General features: G+C 68.6%; 17 protein-coding genes. 5 read left to right on the forward strand and 12 right to left on the reverse strand.

Going from position 1 to position 20082, the window contains the following annotated elements; translation table 11 throughout:
* Window positions 1–21: 21 nt before the first annotated feature.
* Entirely contained in the window at window positions 22–2229 is a 2208-nt protein-coding gene (locus FG99_RS03305; protein ID WP_177330891.1) for a DNA internalization-related competence protein ComEC/Rec2, read from the reverse strand.
* Window positions 2230–2365: 136 nt separating this feature from the next.
* Between FG99_RS03305 and FG99_RS03310 the strand changes: the two genes are divergently transcribed.
* Complete coding sequence (locus FG99_RS03310; RefSeq protein WP_043267281.1) at window positions 2366–2896, forward strand: DUF2062 domain-containing protein; 531 nt, start codon at window positions 2366–2368, stop codon at window positions 2894–2896.
* Between the two features lie 415 nt (window positions 2897–3311).
* Here FG99_RS03310 and FG99_RS03315 read toward each other — a convergent pair whose 3' ends face one another.
* From FG99_RS03315 to FG99_RS03325, 3 genes are read right to left on the reverse strand one after another with little or no spacing between them, the layout of a single operon-like run.
* Window positions 3312–4562 carry a lipoprotein-releasing ABC transporter permease subunit gene (locus FG99_RS03315; protein WP_043267283.1) on the reverse strand — a complete coding sequence of 417 codons (1251 nt, stop codon included), beginning with the start codon at window positions 4560–4562 and terminating at the stop codon, window positions 3312–3314.
* A 16-nt stretch (window positions 4563–4578) separates the two neighbouring features.
* Window positions 4579–5262 carry a lipoprotein-releasing ABC transporter ATP-binding protein LolD gene (gene lolD / locus FG99_RS03320; RefSeq protein ID WP_009621390.1) on the reverse strand — a complete coding sequence of 228 codons (684 nt, stop codon included), beginning with the start codon at window positions 5260–5262 and terminating at the stop codon, window positions 4579–4581.
* Complete coding sequence (locus FG99_RS03325) at window positions 5255–6508, reverse strand: lipoprotein-releasing ABC transporter permease subunit (protein ID WP_009621388.1); 1254 nt, start codon at window positions 6506–6508, stop codon at window positions 5255–5257. The genes lolD and FG99_RS03325 overlap by 8 nt, the downstream gene beginning before the upstream one ends.
* A gap of 135 nt (window positions 6509–6643) precedes the next feature.
* Between FG99_RS03325 and FG99_RS03330 the strand changes: the two genes are divergently transcribed.
* From FG99_RS03330 to FG99_RS03340, 3 genes are read left to right on the forward strand one after another with little or no spacing between them, the layout of a single operon-like run.
* Entirely contained in the window at window positions 6644–7222 is a 579-nt protein-coding gene (locus tag FG99_RS03330; RefSeq protein WP_043267285.1) for a PilZ domain-containing protein, read from the forward strand.
* Window positions 7219–7536 (forward strand): hypothetical protein, encoded by a 318-nt coding sequence (locus FG99_RS03335; RefSeq protein WP_009621384.1) that lies wholly within the window; start codon window positions 7219–7221, stop codon window positions 7534–7536. Before FG99_RS03330 ends, FG99_RS03335 begins: the two co-directional genes overlap by 4 nt.
* Window positions 7533–8255 (forward strand): glycerophosphodiester phosphodiesterase, encoded by a 723-nt coding sequence (locus FG99_RS03340; protein WP_009621382.1) that lies wholly within the window; start codon window positions 7533–7535, stop codon window positions 8253–8255. The genes FG99_RS03335 and FG99_RS03340 overlap by 4 nt, the downstream gene beginning before the upstream one ends.
* A 42-nt stretch (window positions 8256–8297) precedes the next feature.
* Here FG99_RS03340 and sthA read toward each other — a convergent pair whose 3' ends face one another.
* The 7 genes from sthA to FG99_RS03375 all read right to left on the reverse strand — a co-directional run bounded on the left by sthA (window position 8298) and on the right by FG99_RS03375 (window position 17493).
* Complete coding sequence (gene sthA / locus FG99_RS03345) at window positions 8298–9692, reverse strand: Si-specific NAD(P)(+) transhydrogenase (RefSeq protein WP_043267287.1); 1395 nt, start codon at window positions 9690–9692, stop codon at window positions 8298–8300.
* A 179-nt stretch (window positions 9693–9871) separates the two neighbouring features.
* Window positions 9872–10879 (reverse strand): FAD:protein FMN transferase, encoded by a 1008-nt coding sequence (locus tag FG99_RS03350; RefSeq protein ID WP_043267288.1) that lies wholly within the window; start codon window positions 10877–10879, stop codon window positions 9872–9874.
* A gap of 63 nt (window positions 10880–10942) precedes the next feature.
* Entirely contained in the window at window positions 10943–12460 is a 1518-nt protein-coding gene (locus FG99_RS03355) for an efflux transporter outer membrane subunit (RefSeq protein ID WP_043267290.1), read from the reverse strand.
* Window positions 12461–12472: 12 nt separating this feature from the next.
* Window positions 12473–13588 carry an ABC transporter permease gene (locus tag FG99_RS03360; protein WP_043267292.1) on the reverse strand — a complete coding sequence of 372 codons (1116 nt, stop codon included), beginning with the start codon at window positions 13586–13588 and terminating at the stop codon, window positions 12473–12475.
* 1 nt (window position 13589) lies between these two features.
* Window positions 13590–14711: an ABC transporter permease gene (locus FG99_RS03365; RefSeq protein WP_043267294.1), complete on the reverse strand. Its 1122-nt coding sequence runs from the start codon at window positions 14709–14711 to the stop codon at window positions 13590–13592.
* Entirely contained in the window at window positions 14708–16471 is a 1764-nt protein-coding gene (locus FG99_RS03370; protein ID WP_043267296.1) for an ATP-binding cassette domain-containing protein, read from the reverse strand. The genes FG99_RS03365 and FG99_RS03370 overlap by 4 nt, the downstream gene beginning before the upstream one ends.
* Window positions 16471–17493: an HlyD family secretion protein gene (locus tag FG99_RS03375; protein WP_043267298.1), complete on the reverse strand. Its 1023-nt coding sequence runs from the start codon at window positions 17491–17493 to the stop codon at window positions 16471–16473. Before FG99_RS03375 ends, FG99_RS03370 begins: the two co-directional genes overlap by 1 nt.
* A gap of 122 nt (window positions 17494–17615) precedes the next feature.
* Between FG99_RS03375 and FG99_RS03380 the strand changes: the two genes are divergently transcribed.
* Entirely contained in the window at window positions 17616–18296 is a 681-nt protein-coding gene (locus FG99_RS03380; RefSeq protein WP_043267300.1) for a TetR/AcrR family transcriptional regulator, read from the forward strand.
* 334 nt (window positions 18297–18630) lie between these two features.
* Here the strand turns inward: FG99_RS03380 and FG99_RS03385 are convergent, their stop codons facing one another.
* Window positions 18631–20031, reverse strand: a complete 1401-nt coding sequence (locus FG99_RS03385) for an amino acid permease (protein WP_043267304.1) — start codon at window positions 20029–20031, stop codon at window positions 18631–18633.
* Window positions 20032–20082 lie beyond the last annotated feature (51 nt).

A 20082-nucleotide genomic window follows, 5' to 3' on the forward strand; every position in this document is an offset into this window, starting at 1 on the left:
CCCCGCCGACCGTCGCCGTTCTCATTTTTCCCTCCAGAATCCGGCATTTTCGCGCACGCCGCGCAGCGTTCCACGCTGGCCCAGGAGCACGCGCAGGGCGCCCTCCCGGGCCACATCGTGCACCTTCGTCCCCTGCTCGGCAAAGCGTTGCAGCACCTCGCTGGACGGATGGCCATGGGCGTTGTGCCGCGAGCGGGAAACCAGCGCCGCGCGGGGCGCCAGTTGCCTGACGAAGGCCTCGGAAGAGGCGCTGCGGCTGCCATGGTGGCCGGCCAGCAACCAGTCGACGCCGAGCCCAGGATGGCTGGCCAGCCAGGCGGCCTCGCCTGCGGCCGGCAGGTCGCCGGTGAGCAGCAGGCTCTCGCCGCCGGCCTCGACGTACAACACACAGGAGCGGCCGTTGCTGTCCGTCGCATCGGGCCACTGCCAGGTGGAGAAGCGCACGCCGTCCAGCTGCCATGCCTCGTTGCCGCAGGGGCCGGCAGGCAGGCTGTCCGGCAAACGCCCGGGCTCGCCGCTGATGATCCGCGCTACCGGCACGGCCGCCGCCACCGAGCGGGCGCCGCCGGCGTGGTCATTGTCGGCGTGGCTGAGCAGCAGCATATCCAGGCGCTCGATGCCCAGGCCACGAAGAGTCGGCAGCACCGCCACCTCGCCGAGGTCGAAATCGCCCCGGCGCGGTCCGGCGTCGTACAGCCAGGTGTGCTGGCGGGTGCGGATCAGCACGGATAGCCCCTGGCCCACGTCCAGCACCCGCACTTCGGTATGGCCATGGGGCGGCGCGCTGGAATGCGGCCAGAACATCGGCAACAGCAACGCCAGGCCCAGCGGACGCAGCGGCAGCCCGGCCGGCGCCAGGCACAGCAGCGCGCCGAACAGGGCCAGGGCGATGCTCCAGGCCGGCGGCGCCATGGGATGCCAGGCCGGGGAATACAGCGACAGGCGCCCGAGCAGGCCCAGCAGCACGTCGAGCACGCCACCGGCCAGCCATAGCAGCCCCTCGCCCACCGCCGGCAGCCACAGCAGCAGGCTGCCGACCAGCGCCAGGGGCACCACCAGCAACTCGACACAGGGCACCGCGATCAGGTTCGCCAGCGCGCCGGCGGGACTCAGCGGCAGGCCCAGGGCCAGCAACACCGGTGCCAGGCCGAGAGCCATGAGCCACTGCGCGCGCCCCCAGGCCAGCCAGCCGGCCCCCCGCCCCAGGCGCCCGGCGAAGCCGTAGACAAGCAGCGCCACGGCGGCGAAGGACAGCCAGAAGCCGGGCGTCAGGCTGACCAATGGATCGACCAGCAGCACCACCAGCAGAGCGCCGAGCAGCGGCAGCCAGACGCCCTGGCGACGAAAGTGCAGGCGCCACAGCAGCACCATGCTGAGCATCAGGCAGGCGCGCAATGCCGGCACCTGCAGCCCGGCGATCCAGCCATAGCCCCAGGCGCCAGCCAGTGCGGCGGCACAGGCGCAGGGCAGCCAGGGCACGCGCGCCGGCCAGGCTCCCAGGCGCGCCAGACCCGCCACCAGGGCGTAGAGCAAGCCGCCCAGCAGGGAGATGTGCGAGCCGGAGATCACCATCAGGTGCAGGGTGCCGGTGTCCTGCAGCATGTCCCAGTCGTCCCGGCCCAGGCCGCTGCCGTCGCCTAGGACCAGGGCCACCAGGTAGGCGTTGCGTCCCTGGGCATCCACCGCCAGCAGCCGGTCCTTCCAGGCTTCGCGCCAGGCCATGGGGCCGGCGGCCTCGGCCAGGCGCCGGCCATCCTTGACGCTGCCGGTGGCGCCTATGCCGTCGGCCGCCAGCCAGGCTTCATAGTCGAAACCGAAGTCGTTGGCCAGGCCATGGGGGCGACGCAGGGTGACCGCCAGGCGCCAGCGCTCCCCGGCCCGCACCTCCGGGCCGCCATACCAGGACACGCGGATGCGCCCGGGCAGGTCCAGGCGCGCCTGGACGTCCTCCAGCTCGAAGCGGACGATGCCACCCGCGGTAGCCGGCAGGCCGGCAACCTGCCCTTCCAGCCACAGCGTCCGCCCATCCAGTTCGGGAGCCAGGCGCCCTTCCCACGAGTCATGGGCGAACAGGCAGGCCCAGGCGAAGCCGAGCAGGAAGAGCGCCACCGCGCGATGTCGCCGATACAGGCATAGCAGCGCCATTCCGACCAATGGCAGCAAGGCTGCCAGGGGTGGCAACTGGGGCAGGAAACGCAGCAGCACCAGGCCGCAGGCCAGCGCCATCATCCCTGTGCGCACGGGTTGCCTCCCTGGCAGCGAAGTCCGGTGCACCGCGCCCGGTTACACATGGACATAGTTGGTGAACAGAAGCTGTCATCTAGCTAGGCATAATGGCCGGTGTTCGTCTGCCAGAGATTTCCCCATGCCGCGCCGACTTTTCCAGCGCTACATGCCGGACCCCGAGCTGATCAGGAACCACAAGTCCCTGCGCTGCTTCGGGTCCCTGCTGCACTCGCCCAACCTCTGGCACCTGAATCGAAGGTCGGTATCCCGCGCCATGGGCATGGGCCTGTTCGCCGCCTTCGTGCCCATTCCCCTGCAGATGCTGCTGGCCGCCACGCTGGCGGTGTGGGTGCGCGCCAACCTGCCGATCTCGGTGGGGCTGGTCTGGCTGACCAACCCCATCACCATGCCGCCGGTGTTCTATTGCACCTACAAGATGGGCGCCTGGGTCATGGGCGTGCCGGCGCGCACGCTGCCGGAGAACCTCACCTGGGAATGGACCAGCGGCGAGCTGTCGCTGCTCTGGCAGCCGTTCCTGCTCGGTTCGATCATCTGCGGGCTGCTGGTGGGCCTGCTCGGCTACCTGGCCACCCAGGCCTACTGGCGCTGGTGGATAGGCCGCAGCTGGCGGCGGCGCCAGGCGTTGCGCAATCTGCGGCAGGGGTTGTGAGCCCCCCTTGTCCGCGATAGCCGGACATTCCGGCGCGGTTCGCGGATGAGATTCGCTCCTACGCTGCCCCACCCACGCCATTCCCCTGTAGGAGCGCGCCCTGCGCGCGAATCGCGGGCAGGGCCCGCTCCTACAGAATGCCGGGTAGCAATTACAATTTGCCGGGAGGCATGGCATTCCCTCGTAGGAGCGGACCTTGTCCGCGATAGCCGGACATTCCGGCGCGATTCGCGGATGAGATCCGCCTACGCTGCCCCACCCACGCCATTCCCGTAGGATGGGTTGAGCGAAGCGATACCCATCACCATGGCCCGACGGGTTTCGCAAGCTCAACCCATCCTACGAAAAGCAGATCGGCGCAGTCGGCAAGACAGCGCCCACGGAACGAAGAAGCCGCCCCTCGGGGCGGCTTCGTTCATTCGTAGCGCAGCGCTTCGGCCGGCTGCGTCCTGGCGGCGCGCCAGGCCGGGTACAGCGTGGCGAGGAAGCTCATCAGCAGGGCCGCGCAGCACACCAGCACCACGTCCGTCACCTGCACGTCGGAGGGCAGGTAGTTGATGAAGTAGACGTCGGAACTGAACACGTGGGTGCCCAGGGCCTTCTCCATCGCCGAGACGATGGCGGTGACGTTGAACGCCGCCAGCACGCCCAGGGTGCCGCCGACCAGGGTGCCGATCACCCCGATCACCGTGCCCTGGACCATGAAAATGGTCATGATCTGCCCCGGCGTCGCGCCCAGGGTGCGGAGGATGGCGATGTCGGTGCGCTTGTCGGCCACCACCATGATCAGCGTGGCGATGATGTTGAAGGCCGCCACCGCGACGATCAGCAGCAGCAGCAGGCCGATCATGGTCTTTTCCATCTTCATGGCGCCGAACAGGCTGCCCTGGGTGTGCGTCCAGTCCACCGAACGGAAGCCCGGGCCCAGGTCGGCGGCGATGCGCTGCCCCACTTCCGGCGCCTGGAACAGGTCCTTCAGGGCGATGCGCACGCTCTGCACCTGGCCCGGCTCCCAGCGCAGCAGGTGCGCGGCGTCGTCGACGTGGACCAGCGCCAGGGTGCCGTCCAGCTCGGCGCCGACCTTGAATACCCCGACCACGTTCAACCGCTGCATGCGCGGCGTCACGCCGCCGGCGGCGGAGGTGGACTCGGGGACGATCAGCAGCAGGCTGTCGCCGACGTTGACGCGGAAGCGCCGCGCGGTGATTTGGCCGATCACCACCCCGGACTCGCCGGACTTCAGCGCGTCCAGGCTGCCCTGGACCATGTGCGAGCCGATGATCGAGACCTTCGGCTCCAGGGCCGGGTCGACGCCGTCCACCTCGATCGGCTGCATCATGCCCTTGAACGAGAGCATGCCGTCCAGCTCAGTGTAGGGCACCGCGCCGACCACCTCGCGCTGCTTCGAGGCCTCGGCGGCCACCGCCTGCCAGTCTGCCAGCGGCTTGCCGTCGGCGTTCTGCAGCACGGCGTGGGGCACCATGCCGAGGATGCGCGAGCGCATTTCCTTCTGGAAGCCGTTCATCACCGAGAGCACCACGATCATCGCCAGCACCCCGAGGGTCAGGCCGATCATCGAGGTCAGGGAGATGAAGGAAATGTAGTGGTTGCGCTTCTTGGCCCGGGTGTAGCGGGTGCCGACGAAGATCGATAAGGGTCTGAACATGGCGTCTGCGGCTCGATCAGGCAGCGATCAGGCGGCCGTCCTCCAGGCGCAGCACGCGGTCCATCTGCTGCGCCAGGTGCGGGTCGTGGGTTACCACCAGGAAAGCCGTCTGCAGCGACTGCGACAGTTCGAGCATCAGCTCCTGGATGGAATGCGCGGTGTGCTGGTCGAGGTTGCCGGTGGGTTCGTCGAGCAGCACCAACTGCGGCTGGTTGACCAGGGCGCGGGCGATGGCCACGCGCTGGCGCTCGCCGCCGGACAGCTCGGACGGCTTGTGCTGCAGGCGCGGCTTCAGGCCCACCCGCTCCAGCAGCGCGGCGGCGCGCTCGCGGGCCTCAGGGATCGGCATGCGGCCGATCAGCAGCGGCATGCAGACGTTCTCCAGGGCGGTGAATTCCGGCAGCAGGTGGTGGAACTGGTAGACGAAGCCCAGCGCGCGGTTGCGCAGCAGGCCGCGCTGCTTCTCGTTGAGCGCCGACAGCTCCTCGCCGGCCAGCCAGACGCTGCCGCTGCTGGGGATGTCGAGGCCGCCGAGCATGTTCAGCAGGGTGCTCTTGCCGGAGCCGGAGCTGCCGACGATGGCCACGCGCTCGCCGGGGAACAGCTCCAGTTGCACGTCGACCAGCACCTCGACCGACTGCGGGCCCTCCTCGTAGCTCTTGCGCAGGTTGCGGCAGCTCAGGACGGTCTTGTCACTCATAACGCAGGGCCTCCGCGGGCTGGGTGCGCGCGGCACGCCAGGCCGGATACAGGGTGGCGAAGAAACTCAGGATCAGCGCGGCGGCGCACACCAGGATCACGTCCTCGCGCATCAGCTGCGAGGGCAGGTAATCGATGAAGTAGACGTCCGAGCTGAGGAATTTGTGGCCGATCAGCTTCTCCAGCAGGGCGATGGCGTCGCTCACCTTGAGCGCCGCGAGCACGCCGAGCACGCCGCCGATCAGGGTGCCGATCACGCCGATCACGCTGCCCTGGACCATGAAGATGGCCATGATCTGCCCCGGCGTGGCGCCCAGGGTGCGGAGGATGGCGATGTCCGACTTCTTGTCGGTGACCACCATCACCAGCGTGGAAATGATGTTGAACGCCGCCACCGCGACTATCAGCAGCAGCAGCAGGCCGATCATGGATTTCTCCATCTGGATGGCCTGGTAGAGGTTGCCGTGGGTGCGCGTCCAGTCGCGGGCGTAGAAGTCGTTGCCCTTCAGCGTCTGGGCGATTTCCCAGGCGGTGCGCGGCGCCTGGAACAGGTCGTCGAGCTTCAGGCGCAGGCCCTGCACCTCGCCGTCCTTGAAGCGCTGCATGCGCGCGGCGTCCTCGACGTTGGCCAGGGCCACGTAGCCGTCCAGCTCGCCGGCGCCGACGTGGAAGATGCCGGCCACGGTGAAGCGCTTCATGCGCGGGAAGATGCCGGCGGGGGTCACCGAGACCTCGGGGGCGACGAAGGTGACCTTGTCGCCGACCTTCACCCCCAGGTTGGCCGCGGCCTTGTCGCCGATGATGATGCCGAACTCGCCGGGCTTGAGGCTGGCCAGGCTGCCTTGCCTGAAGAAGTCGCCGATGATCGAGACCTTGCCTTCCTCGGCCGGGTCCACGGCGTTGATGAGAATCTTCTGCACTACGCCGTTGTTGCTCAGCAGGCCCTGCATCTGGATGAAGGGCGCCACTTCCAGCACGTTGGGGTGCTGCGCCTTGATCTGCGTGGCCAGGCCGCGCCAGTCGTCGATCGGCTGGTAGGCCTCGACGGTGGCGTGCGGCACCATGCCCAGCACCCGGGTGCGCATCTCGTGGTCGAAGCCGTTCATCACCGAGAGCACCACGATCATCACCATGACGCCGAGCGCCAGGCCGATCATGGAAGTCAGGGAGATGAAGGAAACGAAGTGGCTGCGGCGCTTGGCGCGGGTGTAGCGCGTCCCGATATAGACGGAAAGAGGTCTGAACATGTGGGGCCGTTGTCAGGGGATTGGGGCGTCGGTCCGGCCGGCGTCCGCTACCGCGCAAGGGTTTGCGGAGGCCGTTGTGGCGAGCTACGGCGGGCGGCTTTACACTCAGACCATCACTGCCGCCGTGGGTTCGCCATGTCCACTCCAGACGCGGATGACCGCCGCGAATACTACCGTATCGAGGATCACCTCGCACTGGAATTTCGCCCTCTTGCGGAGGACGCGGAGCAGGTGGCGCAAGCGTTACAGGATGATTCGCCGCTGTTCAACCTGCTCGGCGACCTGCACCTGCTGGAGGTGGAGGCGCAGCACCTGCTGCGGCAGATCGCCGAGCGCGACCGCCCCCTGGCCAACTACCTGAAGCTGCTCGACAAGCGCCTGGACCTGGTGGCCGGCGCCCTCGCCCGCGGGCTGCTGGAGCAGGTCGTCCCGGCGCAGCCGGTGGTCCTCTCCGAGGGCGGCATCGCCTTCATCGCCCCCGAGCCCTTCCACCCCGGGCAGTTGCTGGCGCTGAAGCTGGTGCTGCTGCCCCAGGCCCTGGGCCTGAGCCTGCGCGCGCGGGTCACCCACTGCGAGTCGCGCGGGCTGGGCGAGTACGAGATCGGCACCCTGTTCGAGAACCTCGAGGAGCCGCAGCGCCAACTGCTGGCCCGGCACATCCTGCAGAAACAGGCGGCCGAACGGCGCCAGGCGAAGGACCGCGACGACCCATGAAGGCCCTGCACATCCCCTTCCTGCTGCTGTGCCTGGGCATGGCCCTGCCGGCCGCGGCCGACACCCTGGAAATCCCCGTCGGCGCCCAGGGCGACGCCAGCATCGCCCTGCCCGCCCGCGGCGAGAGCCGGCGCGCCGTGCTGGAGCGCTTCGGCCTGCCCGACGAGGAGCACCCGGCCGTGGGCAGCCCGCCGATCACCCGCTGGGACTACCGCGAATTCAGCGTCTATTTCGAATACGATCACGTGGTCGACGCGGTTCGCGCGCATCGCCCGCAGAACCCGATCCTTCCCTCTCCCAAGGAGCCCCAGTGACTCTCATCTATGGCCATCGCGGCGCCAAAGGCGAAGCGCCGGAAAACACCCTGCCCAGCTTCCAGCGCTGCCTGGAACACGGCGTGACGCGTTGCGAACTGGACCTGCACCTGTCCCGCGACGGCGAACTGATGGTGATCCACGACCCGACGCTCAAGCGCACCACCGGGCGCCGCGGCAAGGTGTCCGAGCAACTGGCCGAGGACCTGGTCACCTACGACGCGCGCCAGGGCGGCCCGGGCTGGGTGCGCCCCTGCCCCATCCCGCGGCTGGCCGAGCTGTTCGAGCGCTGCGAATTCGAGCATTGGCAACTGGAAGTGAAGAGCGCTTCGCGCGAGCGCGCGGCGCGCACCGTGCAGGCCATCCACCAGTTGGTCGGGCGCTTCGGCCTGCGCGAGCGCATCACCGTCACGTCCAGTTCACGCACCGTGCTGCGCGCGCTGCAGCAGCTGACGCCGGACCTGTCCCGCGGGCTGGTGGCCGAATACGCCTGGCTCGATCCGCTGAAGGTGGCGGCGAACTATGGCTGCGAGCTATTGGCGCTGAACTGGACGCTGTGCACCCCGGAGCGGCTGCTCAAGGCGCAGAAGCAGGGGCTGCACGTGTCGGTGTGGACGGTCAACGAACCGGCGCTGATGCGCCGGCTCGCCGACTTCGGCGTGGACAGCCTGATTACAGACTTTCCCGGTTTGGCCACTGCCACGCTCGGGAATCGCTGAGCGGGTCGCCCCCGGCCGGCTCAGGCCGCCGGTCGGGGTATTTCAGAAAAGCCGGTTGAGGCCGTCGAATGCCGCTACGCGGTAGGCTTCGGCCATGGTCGGGTAGTTGAAGGTGGTGTTGACGAAGTACTTCAGGGTGTTCAGCTCGCCCGGCTGGTTCATGATCGCCTGGCCGATGTGGACGATCTCCGAGGCCTGGTCGCCGAAGCAGTGCACGCCGAGGATTTCCAGGGTCTCGCGGTGGAAGAGGATCTTCAGCATGCCCACCGGCTCGTTGGAGATCTGCGCGCGGGCCATGCCCTTGAAGAACGCCTTGCCCACTTCGTAGGGAATCTTCGCCGCGGTCAGCTCGTGCTCGTTCTTGCCGATGGAGCTGATCTCCGGAATGGTGTAGATGCCGGTGGGCACGTCGTTGACGAAGCGCCAGGTGTCCTGCTCGACGATGTTGCCGGCGGCCGAGCGGCCCTGGTCGTAGGCGGCGCTGGCCAGGCTCGGCCAGCCGATCACGTCGCCGGCGGCATAGATGTTCGACACCGAGGTGCGGTAGTTCTCGTCCACCTCGATCTGGCCGCGGCTGTTAACCTTGATGCCGACGTTCTCCAGGCCCAGGCGGTCGGTGTTGCCGGTACGGCCGTTGCACCACAGCAGGGCGTCGGCCTTGATTTTCTTGCCCGACTTCAGGTGCAGGATCACGCCGTTGTCCAGGCCCTCGACGCGCTCGTATTCCTCGTTGTGGCGCACCAGCACGTTGTTGTTGCGCAGGTGGTAGCTCAGGGCGTCGGAGATTTCGTCGTCGAGGAAGCTCAGCAACTGGTCGCGGGTGTCGATCAGGTCGACCATCACGCCCAGGCCGCTGAAGATCGAGGCGTACTCGCAGCCGATAACGCCGGCTCCGTAGATGATCAGGCGGCGCGGGGTGTGGCTCAGCGAGAGGATGGTGTCGCTGTCGTAGACCCGCGGGTGGTTGAAGTTGATGTCCGCCGGGCGGTACGGGCGCGAGCCGGTGGCGATGACGAACTGGTCGGCGACCAGGCGTTCCACGGCGCCGCTGGGAGTGACCACCTCGACGGTGCGCTCATCGACGAAGCTGGCGGTGCCGTTGAACATGTCGATGCGGTTGCGCGCGTAGTAGCCGGTACGCGAGGAGACCTGCTTGTTGATCACCTTCTCGGCGCTTTTCAGCACGTCGGGGAAGGAGAACCAGCGCGGCTCGCCGATCTGCCGGAACATCGGGTTGGTGTTGAACTCGATGATCTGCTTCACCGAGTGACGCAGCGCCTTGGACGGGATGGTGCCCAGGTGCGTGCAGTTGCCGCCGACCACGCGACGGCTGTCCACCACCGCCAGCTTGCGCCCGTACTTGGAGGCGTTCATCGCTGCCCCCTCGCCCGCCGGGCCCGTGCCGAGAATCACCACGTCGTAGTTGTAGACAGCCATGCGTACTCCTTCAGAACAGGCCGGGGCGCCCCTGTGGCGCTTCCGGCAAAGTCCCGGCGCGCCTGGCGCCGGGAGCGATCGAATCGATGTTGGCAGCTTAGCCGCGTGACAAATTGCTGCACATTAGCGCTTGGTCGTGCGGTAGGCGAATTTTGCCATCACTACATTTGGTGCGGCTTTCATGGCCGCGCCGGATCGGGGAAGAGCTCGGCGAAGCGCGTACTGGCGCGCATGGCGAAGCCCTGCCCCTGGTGCACGACGAACCAGGCGGCCAGCCCGTGCTGCTCGGCGTAGCGGTAGCCCTCGTCCGGGCCCAGCACCATGAGCAGGGTCGACAAGCCGTCGGCGTGCAGCGTCGAGCGGTCGACCACGGTCACCGCCGCCAGCCTATGCCGCACCGGCGTGCCGGTGCGCGCGTCGAAGGTGTGCGAGTAGCGCTGCCCACCTTCCTCGAAATAGTTGCGGTAGTCGCCCGAGGTCGACACCCCGTAGCCGTCCACAGCCAGCGAGCGCGCCACGCTGCGCTCGCGTTCGCCGCTGGGCACCTCCAGCGCCACCCGCCAGGGCGAGCCGTCGGACTTGTGGCCCACGGCCTTGAGTTCGCCGGTGATCTCCACCAGGTAATTCTTCACGCCCAGCTCGGCCAGGCGCTGGCTGACGCGGTCCACCGCGTAGCCGGCGACGATGCTGTCGAAGTCCAACTGCGCCGCCACGTCCTTGCACACCAGGCTGCCGTCCACCCGCACATGACGATAGCCGACGCGCGCCCGCTCGCGCTCCAGCGCCTCGGGCGCCGGCACCAGCTCACCGCGGGACTGCGGGCCGAAGCCCCAGAGGTTCAGCAGCGGCTCGACGCTGAGGTCGAAGGCGCCGGCGCTGGCCTCGGACAGCTCGTTGCCGTAGCGCAGCAGCTCCACCAGCTCGGTCGGCATGGCCTGGCAGGCGCCGGCCGGCAGGGCGTTGAAGCGCGAGACCTCGGAGTCGTCGCGGTAGGTGGAGAACTGCCGGTCGAGTTCGCCGAGAATGCCCTCGACCTCCGCCTGCAGGCGCTGCGGCGCGGGGCTCTGCGCCGTCGGCAGGTACTGCACGGAATAGCTGCTGCCCATGGTCGGGCCGCCGAAGCGCTCGACACGCTCGCCGCAACCGGCCAACGCCAACAGCCCCAAGCACAGCCAGATGCCTCGCAACGCACCACCTCCATTCCCCTGCCCCGGCACGGGCGGCGCACATTCTACCGGAAACGGCAGGGCTTACTGTTGCCCAGGCGGTAAAGGTTCGTTGACCGAATCGCCGCCCTCCAGCGGCGCGCCGCCGCCCAGGGCCTTGTACAGCGCCACCAGGTCCAGGCGCAGCTGGCCGTCGCTGTCCACCAGGTCGCGGCGCGCCTGCAGGTAGTTGCGCTGGGCGTCCAGCTCCACCAGGAAATCGGTCATGCCGCCGGCGTAGCGCGCCTTGGCCATGTCGTAGGCCTGCCCGGCGCTGTTCAGCCGCGCCTGCAACTGGGCGTTGCGCTGGCGCTCGGCGCCGTAGCCGCTGAGGGCGTCGTCGACTTCCTGCCAGGCCTTGAGCACGGTCTGCTGGTAGTTCACCGCGGCTTCCTGCTGCTCCAGCTTGCGCAGGGTCACCTGGGAGCGGCGCCGGCCGTTGTCGAAGATCGGCACGCTCAGGCTCGGCCCCACCGCCCACTGGCGGCTGCCCCAGTCGGAGAGGTCGCCGCTCTCGAAGGAGGAATAGCCGAAGCTGGCGCCCAGGCGGATGCTCGGGTACAGCTCGGCCACCGCCACCCCGATGTTGGCCGTGGCGGCGTGCAATTGCGCTTCGGCGGCGCGGATGTCCGGGCGCCGGCGCGCCACTTCCGATGGCAGGCCGGGGCTGAGGTCGGGCAAGACGGCGGGCTGCGCGGGCGGCGTCTTCAGCTGCGCCTGCAACTCGCCCGGCTGCGCGCCGACCAGCACGCCGAGCTGGTTGATCGCCTGGCCCTCGGCCGCCTGCAGTTGCGGCAGGCGCGAGCGCAGCTCTTCCAGTTGGCTGCGCTGGCGCACCAGATCGAAGTCGTCCACCAGGCCGCCGTCGGCGCGGGCCTGCACCAGTTCCAGGGATTCCTCGGTGGCGCGCAGGTCTTCCTGGGTCACAGCGATCTGCTGCTGCACCCGGCGCAGCTCGAAGTAGCCGCGCGCCACCTCGCTGGCAACCAGCAAGCGCGCCTGTTCCAGCAAGGCGCGCTGCTGCTCGACGCGGGCGTCGGCGGCCTCGATGGAGCGACGCACGCGGCCCCAGAAGTCGATTTCCCAGGAAGCGTCGAAGCCGGCTTCGTAGAGGGTGAAGGGCTGGGCCAGGGTCTTCGCCAGCTCGTCGCTCTCGCCCGGCGCCAGGCTGGAGATCATCCGCGCGCTGGCGCCACGCTCGCTCTGTCGTTGGCGCTGCACGTCGGCCTTGCCGTCGACGTTCACCCCGCGCTGGGCAGCGACCATTTGCCGCTGCATGCGCGCCTGGGCGAAGCGCAGCGCGGCGCTCTGCAGGTCCGGGCTGGCCGCCGTGGCGCGGCGCTGCAGGTAGTCCAGCGCCGGGTCGGCGAACTGCGTCCACCACTGCGCGGGGATGGCCTGGCCGCCCTGCCCCGCGCTCAGCAGCGCGGCATCGCCGGCATGGGCCGCGCGCCAGTCGGCCGGGGCCTGCGGCTGCGGCGCCTGGTAGTCCGGCCCCACCGCGCAGGCGCCCAGCGCCAGCAGCAGCGGCAGGAGGAAGTAGGGATTGGGCGACGACGGCATGGCGGCCTCCGGTCAGGCGAGTCGATTGCGGAACAGCCAGGCGGACAGCGGCAGGGTCACGCTCGCCACCACCAGCATCGGCAACAGGTCATGGGCCACCTCGAACAGGCTGGCGCCTTCCAGGTAGATGCGCTGGATCAGGTCGATGGCGAAGCGCAGCGGGTTGATGTAAGTGGCCATCTGCAGCGCCTCGGGCATGTTGCGCACCGGCGTGGCCAGGCCCGAGAGCAGCATGATCGGCATGATCAGCACGAAGGTGTAGAGCATTGCCTGCTGCATGTTCAGCGACACCGCCGAGATCGACAGGCCCAGGCCGACGCAGGAGACCATGAACACCAGCAGCCCGCCGTAGAAATCCAGCAGCGAGCCGGCCATGGGGATGCGGAACCAGTACAGCGCCATCAGCAGCACCAGCGACGCCTGCACCAGGCCGATGAGGATCGGCGGCAGGGCCTTGCCGAGCATGATTTCCATGGGCGAATAGGGCGTGACCAGCAGTTGGTCGAAGGTACCCTGCTCGCGCTCGCGGGCCACCGAGAGCGCGCTGAGCATCAGCGTCTGCAGCATGCTCAGCGAGGCGATCAGCGCCGGGATCAGCGGCCAGCGCGTCTCCAGGTTGGGGTTGTACCAGGCGCGGGTGACCACGCTGACCGGCGCCTGGACCAGGCCGCGCTCGCGATTGAAGTCGTTGACCACGCTGGCCAGCCCGGCCGCCGCGGCGCCGGCGGTGGTGGAGTTGCGCCCGTCGAGGATCACCTGCAGCGGCGCCGGCTCGCCGCGGGTCAGGCGCGTCTCGAAGTCGGCGGGAATCTGGATCACCAGCAGCGCCTTCTCGGCGTCGATCACGCTGGCGATGTCGCGCGGCGCGCGCAGGGTCGCCACGCGGTGGAAGATGCCGCTGCCGTCCAGGCGGTTGGCCAGGCGCTGGGACGACTCGCTGTGGCTCTGGTCGAGCAGCGCGTAGGGCGCGTCGTTGAGGTCGAAGGTCACCGCGTAGCCGAACAGCAGGCTCTGCATCAGCACCGGCGCCAGCAGCACGATGCGGTTGGCCGGGTCCTTGAGGATCACCAGCAGCTCCTTGCGCCAGAGATTGGCCAGGCGACGCAGCAGTTCGGCGAAGGCGCCCATCTCAGTCCAGCCTCTTGCGCGTGGCCAGCTGCGCCAGGCCCAGCAGGACCACGGCGTAGCCGGCGAGGATCAGGCAGTTGCGGATGATCAGCGGCCAGAAGTCGCCGGCCAGGAACAGCGACTTCACCAGCTCCATGAAGTAGGTGGCCGGCAGCAGGTTGCCGATCAGCCGCACGGCGGTGGGCACGTTGCGCAGGTCGAAGATGAAGCCCGAGAGCATCATCGCCGGGAGGAAGCTGGCGAGCAGGGAAATCTGGCTGGCGAGGAACTGGTTCTTGGTCACCGCCGAGATCAGCAGGCCGATACCCAGGGCGACGAACAGGTAGAGCATGGAGCTGACCAGCAGCGCCAGCAGCGAGCCGTACATGGGCACGTGGAACAGCAGGCGCGCCGCCAGCAGGCACAGCGCCAGGCCCAGCAGGCCGACCAGGAAGCAGGGGATGATCTTCGCCAGGAGGATTTCCACCGAGCGCACCGGGGTGACGAACAGCGCCTCCAGGGTGCCACGCTCCCATTCGCGGGCCATCACCAGCGCGGTGAGGAAGGCGCCCACCAGGGTCATGATCAGCACGATCAGCCCTGGCACCAGGTACCAGGTGCTGGTGTTGGCGGCGTTGAACCACATGCGCTGCTCGATGCGCACGCCGCCGGATTGCAGGCCGGCGTTGCGCGCCGCCTGCTTCTCGCCCCACAGCGCCAGGGCCTGGTTGAGGTAGTTGCTCACCCCCGAGGCGCGGGTGGCGTCGGAGCCCTGCACCAACACCAGCACCTGGGCATCGCCGTCCTGCAGGCGGCGACTGAAGTCGGCGGGCAGGTAGACCAGGGCGTCGGCCTGGCGCGACTCCAACAGCCGCCGGCCCTCTTCGAAGGATTTCAGCGGCAGCGGCCGCAGGTATTCCGAGTCGCTGATGCTGGCGAGCAGGTCGCGGGCCTGCGGCGCCGGGTCGTCCTGCACCACCGCCACCAGGCTGTGGCGCACGTCCAGCGACAGGCCGTAGCCGAAGATCAGGATCAGCGCGATGGGCAGGCCGATGCCGATCATCAGGTTGCTGCGGTCGCGCAACAGCTGGCGCACTTCCTTGCGCGTCAGCGACAGCAGCCGGCGCCAGAACGAACCGCTCATGCGCGCGCCTCCTGCTGGTGCTGGCGGGCCTGCTCGACGATCTCGATGAAGGCCTGCTCCATGTTCAGCGAGCTACCCTGGCCGCCGGCCTGCTCGCGCACCTGCTGCGGCGTGCCCATGGCGAGGATGCGCCCGGCGTCCTGGATGACGATGCGGTCGCAATACTCGGCCTCTTCCATGAAGTGGGTGGTGATGATGATGGTGGTGCCGCCGGCCGCCAGCGCCGTGATGCGCTGCCAGAAGCCGCGCCGGGCCAGGGGGTCGGCGCCGCTGGTGGGTTCGTCGAGGAAGAGGATTTCCGGCTCGTGGAGTAGGCCCACGGCCATGGCCAGGCGCTGCTTGTAGCCGCCGGGCAGTTGGCCGCTGGGCTCGCCCTCGTGGCCGGAAAGGTCGAACTGCCGCGACACCTCGTCCATGCGCCGCCCCAACTGCCTGCCGGCCAGGCCGTAGGCGCCGCCGAAGAATTGCAGGTTCTCGCGCACCGAGAGGTTGCCGTACAGCGAGAACTTCTGCGACACGTAGCCGATGCGCCGGCGCGCCTGGGCGCGGGCGTGGCGCAGGTTGACGCCGGCCACCTGCAGGCTGCCGGAAGACGCCGGCAGCAGCCCGCAGAGCATGCGGAAGGTGGTGGTCTTGCCGGCGCCGTTGGGCCCCAGCAGGCCGAAGATTTCGCCGCGGGCCACGCTGAAACTGGTGCGGTCCACCGCGGTGAAGTCGCCGAACTTGCGCACCAGGTCCTTCACTTCGATCACCGCCTCGCCGTTGCCGGAAGTACCGCCCGGCGCGGCGGCCTTGAGCGCCTCGGTATCCACCTGCTCGGCGCCGCTCCTGGCCCGCAGCAGGACCATGAAGCCGTCCTCCAGGCGCGCTTCCACCTCGCGCACCGGGGCGCCGTCGAGCAGTTCGTCCAGGCGCTTTTCATCGGCATCGCGCTGGCGGATGAAGCGCACCTCGCCACCCTGGGGCACCGCGTCGATGATGTTCTGCGGATCGTCCAGCAGCCGCGCCTGCAGCTTGCGCGCCGGCTCGCCGGCCGGCGGCACGGCGATGCGGCAGAGGCCGTCGGCGTGGCGGCGGATGTCCTCGGGCAGGCCCTGGGCCAGCAACTGGCCCTGGTGCAGCAGGTACACCTCCGAGCAGCGCTCGGCTTCGTCCATGTAGGAGGTGGTCAGCAGCACGCTGAGACTCTCCTCCTCCACCAACTGCTGGACGATTTCCCACAGCTCGCGGCGCGACAGGGGGTCGACGCCCACGGTCGGTTCGTCGAGCAGCAGGAGTTGCGGCGAGCGCACCAGGGTGCAGGCCAGGCCGAGCTTCTGCTTCATGCCGCCGGACAGCTTGCCCGCCGGGCGGTCGGTGAAGCGTCCCAGGTCGGTCATCTGCAGCAGGCGCTCGAAGCGCTGGCGGCGCTGCTGCGCGCCGACGCCGTGGAGGTCGGCGTAGAGATCGAGGTTTTCCTGCACGCTCAGGTCTTCGTAGAGGCCGAAACGCTGCGGCATGTAGCTGATCAGGTCCTGCACGCGCTGCGGGTGCGCCTTGACGTCGATGCCGAGCACCTCCAGCTCGCCGCTATCGACGCGCAGCAGCCCGGCCACCAGGCGCAGGAAGGTGGTCTTGCCGGCGCCGTCCGGGCCAACCAGCGCGGTCAGCGCGCCCTTGCGCACCTGCAGGTCGAGGCCGTGCAGGGCCTGCACGATCTGCCCGGACTCCTTGACCAGGAACTGCCTGGCGACGCCGCGGGCGTCTATCACCAGGTCCATCAGTCGGCCTTCCCGTCGCGCAGCTGGTCGCCCTCGGCGATGCGCACCGTGGCCGGCATGCCCAGGCGCAGGCGGTTGTCCTTGTCCTCAACTATCACCCGCACCTCGTAGACCAGCGCGGTGCGCAGCTCCTCGGTCTGCACGGCCTTGGGGGTGAACTCGGCGACGTCGGAGATGTAGCCGACGCGCCCCTGCACCGGCTGCTGCGGATGGCTGTCGGTGCTGACGCTGGCGCGCATGCCCGGCTTGATGTGGCCGAGCTGGGTTTCGTTGACGTACACCCGCACCCACTTCGGATCGGTGATGGCCAGGGCGTAGACCGCGCGCTGCGGCGAGGCCATGTCGCCCGGCTCCAGCAGGCGCGAGCGCACCGTGGCGTCCTGCGGGGCGCGCAGCTGGGTTTCGTCGAGGTTGTGCTGCAGCAGCGCGAGCTGGGCGCGGGCGCCTTGCAGCTGGGCCTCGGCCTGGGCGATGTCCTCGGCGCGCGGGCCGATCTTCGCCAGGCGCAGGGCCTTTTGCGCATCCTCCAGCCGGGCCTGGTCGACCTTCAGCTGGGCGCTCGCGTTGTCCAGGTCCTGCTGGCTGACGGCGCGCCCGCCGGGGCTGTTGGCGCGGATGCCCTGCAGGCGGCGCAGCTGGATGCCGGCCAGTTCGACCTGGGCCCTGGCGCCGTCCACCTGGGCCTTGGCGCGGTCGATGTCCTCGGGGCGCGAGCCGTTGTGCAGGCGCAGGACGTTGGCTTCCTGGGCGGCGATCTGCGCCTTGGCCTGGTCGATCTGCAGCTTCAGGGTGCGGCTGTCGAGGCTGGCCAGGACCTGCCCGGCCTTGACCGCGTCGCCCTCCTCCACGCGCATCTCGGCGATGCGCTCGCTGCCGGTGAAGGCCAGGGACACCTGGCGGATGTCGACGTTGCCGTAGAGCACCAGGTCGCCGCCCTGCTCGGCCTTCGAGTGGAAGTAGTACCAGGCCCCCAGGCCCGCTACGGCGAGCAATGCCAGGACAACGATGAGCTTCTTGCGCATGATGACGACCCGCTAGCCAGTGGCGACGAGAAACAAGCATACAAGCATAGACCAGTAATTCAAATTTGAATTTGATCTATGCAGGCTTTAGTCTGCTACACCTGATCCAGCAGGGTGCAGTCATGCCTAGCTCTCCTTCCAAGCCCCGCCCAGCGCCGCAACGCGCCCCCCGCCAGGACGGCGAAGCCACTCGTCGCCGGATACTCCTGGCGGCCGGCGAACTGTTCGCCGAGCGTGGCTACGCCGACACCACCAGCAAGGCCATCTGCCAGCGCGCGCAGTGCAACATGGCCGCGGTGAACTACCACTTCGGCAGCCGCGACGGCCTCTACCGCGCGGTGCTGCAGGACATGCACAAGCACCTGATCGGCTACGACCAGCTCGAACGACTGACCTGCGGCCAGCGCCCGGCCCGCGACAAGCTCGCCGACCTGATCGCGGCGCTGACCCTCAACGTCGCCAACGGCCAGCGCTGGCAGGCGCGCCTGTGGGCCCGCGAGCTGCTGACGCCCTCGCCCTTCCTCTCCGAACTCATCGACCGGGAGGCCATGCCCAAGGTGCGCCTGGTGCTGGCACTGCTCGGCGAGGTCACCGGCATCCCCGCCCAGGAGCCGGCGCTGCTGCGTTGCCTGTTCAGCGTGATAGCGCCCTACCTGACGCTGCAGGTGATCAGCCGGGAAATCCCCACGCCGCTGACCGGCCTGTTCGAACAGCCGCCGGAAGACCTCGCCCGCCACCTGCAGCTGTTCGCCCAGGCGGGGCTGGAGGCGGTGGCGCGGGATTATCGCGACGGGCAGCTGTAGTACGGCGCTGGCCGGCCTACAGAGCCGCCGGTGGGGCCCATCGCGGACGGAGTCCGCTCCTACGGTTCCAGGAAGCACGGCTTTTCGTAGGATGGGTTGAGCGAAGCGATACCCATCGCCATGGCGGGTCGGGCCCGGAGTGCCCGGGAACAGGTGACCCGGAACGCGCCTGGAATCACGGCCAAACGGCGGATAACGCCGTAGGCGTTATCCGCCCTACGCAATGCCCAACCATGACGTAGGGCGCATAACCGTTCGCGGTTATCCGCCGCTGCAAACAAAAAGGCCGCACCCCGGTAGGAATGCGGCCCTTTCTCGTCCAGCGCCGGCGGGATCAGGCGGTAGCCCGTGCCTCGCCCTTGCGCTTGAGCAGGTAGCAGATGCCCATCAGCACCACCCATACCGGGATGGCGTACACCGACACGTCGATGCCCGGGATCTGCAGCATGATGCCGAGGATGAACACCACGAAGGCCAGGCACAGCCAGTTGCCGAACGGGTACCACAGGGCGCGGAAGCTGGTGCGCACGCCCTCGCGGTTCTTGGCGCGGCGGAACATCAGGTGGGCCAGGCTGATCATCGCCCAGTTGATCACCAGCGCCGCCACCACCAGGGACATCAGCAGCTCCAGCGCCTGGTGCGGGATCACGTAGTTGACCACCACGCAGGCCAGGGTGATGAAGGCCGAGACGCCGATGGCCAGCAGCGGCACGCCGCGGTCGTCGACCTTGGCGAAAGCGCGCGGGGCGTCGCCCTGCTCGGCCAGGCCGAAGAGCATGCGGCTGTTGCAGTACACGCAGCTGTTGTAGACCGACAGCGCCGCGGTCAGCACCACGAAGTTCAGCACGTTGGCCGCCACGTCGCTGCCCAGCAGCGAGAACACCTTGACGAACGGGCTGCCGCTGTAGGGGTCGCCGGAGCTGTTGATGCTCTGCAGCAGCGCGTCCCACGGGTACAGCGAGAGCAGCACGGCCAGGGCACCGATGTAGAAGATCAGGATGCGGTAGATCACCTGGTTGATCGCCTTGGGGATCACCTTCTTCGGCTCCGAGGCCTCGGCCGCGGTGATGCCCACCAGCTCCAGGCCGCCGAAGGAGAACATGATGATCGCCAGGACCATCACCAGGCCGGAAATGCCGTTGGGGAAGAAGCCGCCGTGGCTCCACAGGTTGCTCACCGAGGCCTGCGGGCCGCCGTTGCCGCTGGCCAGCAGCCAGACGCCGAGCACGATCATGCCGATGATGGCGGCGACCTTGATGATCGCGAACCAGAACTCGGTCTCGCCGAAGGCCTTCACGTTGAACAGGTTGATGGCGTTGATCAGCACGAAGAAGATCGCCGCCGTGGCCCAGGTGGGGAACTCCGGCCACCAGAACTGGATGTACTTGCCGACCGCCGTGAGTTCCGACATGCCGACCAGGATGTACAGCACCCAGTAGTTCCAGCCGGACATGAAGCCGGCGAAGCCGCCCCAGTACTTGTGAGCGAAGTGGCTGAAGGAACCGGCGACCGGTTCCTCGACGATCATCTCGCCGAGCTGACGCATGATCAGGAAGGCGATGAAGCCGCCGATGGCGTAGCCGAGGATCATCGACGGGCCGGCGGATTGCAGTACACCGGCCGAGCCCAGGAACAGGCCGGTACCGATGGCGCCACCCAGGGCGATCAGCTGGATGTGGCGGTTCTTCAGGCCACGCTTGAGCGAGCCTTCATGCAGATGGGGGTGTCCATCCATTGCGGGGTTCCTCGGTAGAGGGGTTGGCATTTTTATCGTTATGGTGCGCGG

The sequence above is a fragment of the Pseudomonas sp. AAC genome, from assembly GCF_000725445.1.
Taxonomy (GTDB): Bacteria; Pseudomonadota; Gammaproteobacteria; order Pseudomonadales; family Pseudomonadaceae; genus Pseudomonas; species Pseudomonas citronellolis.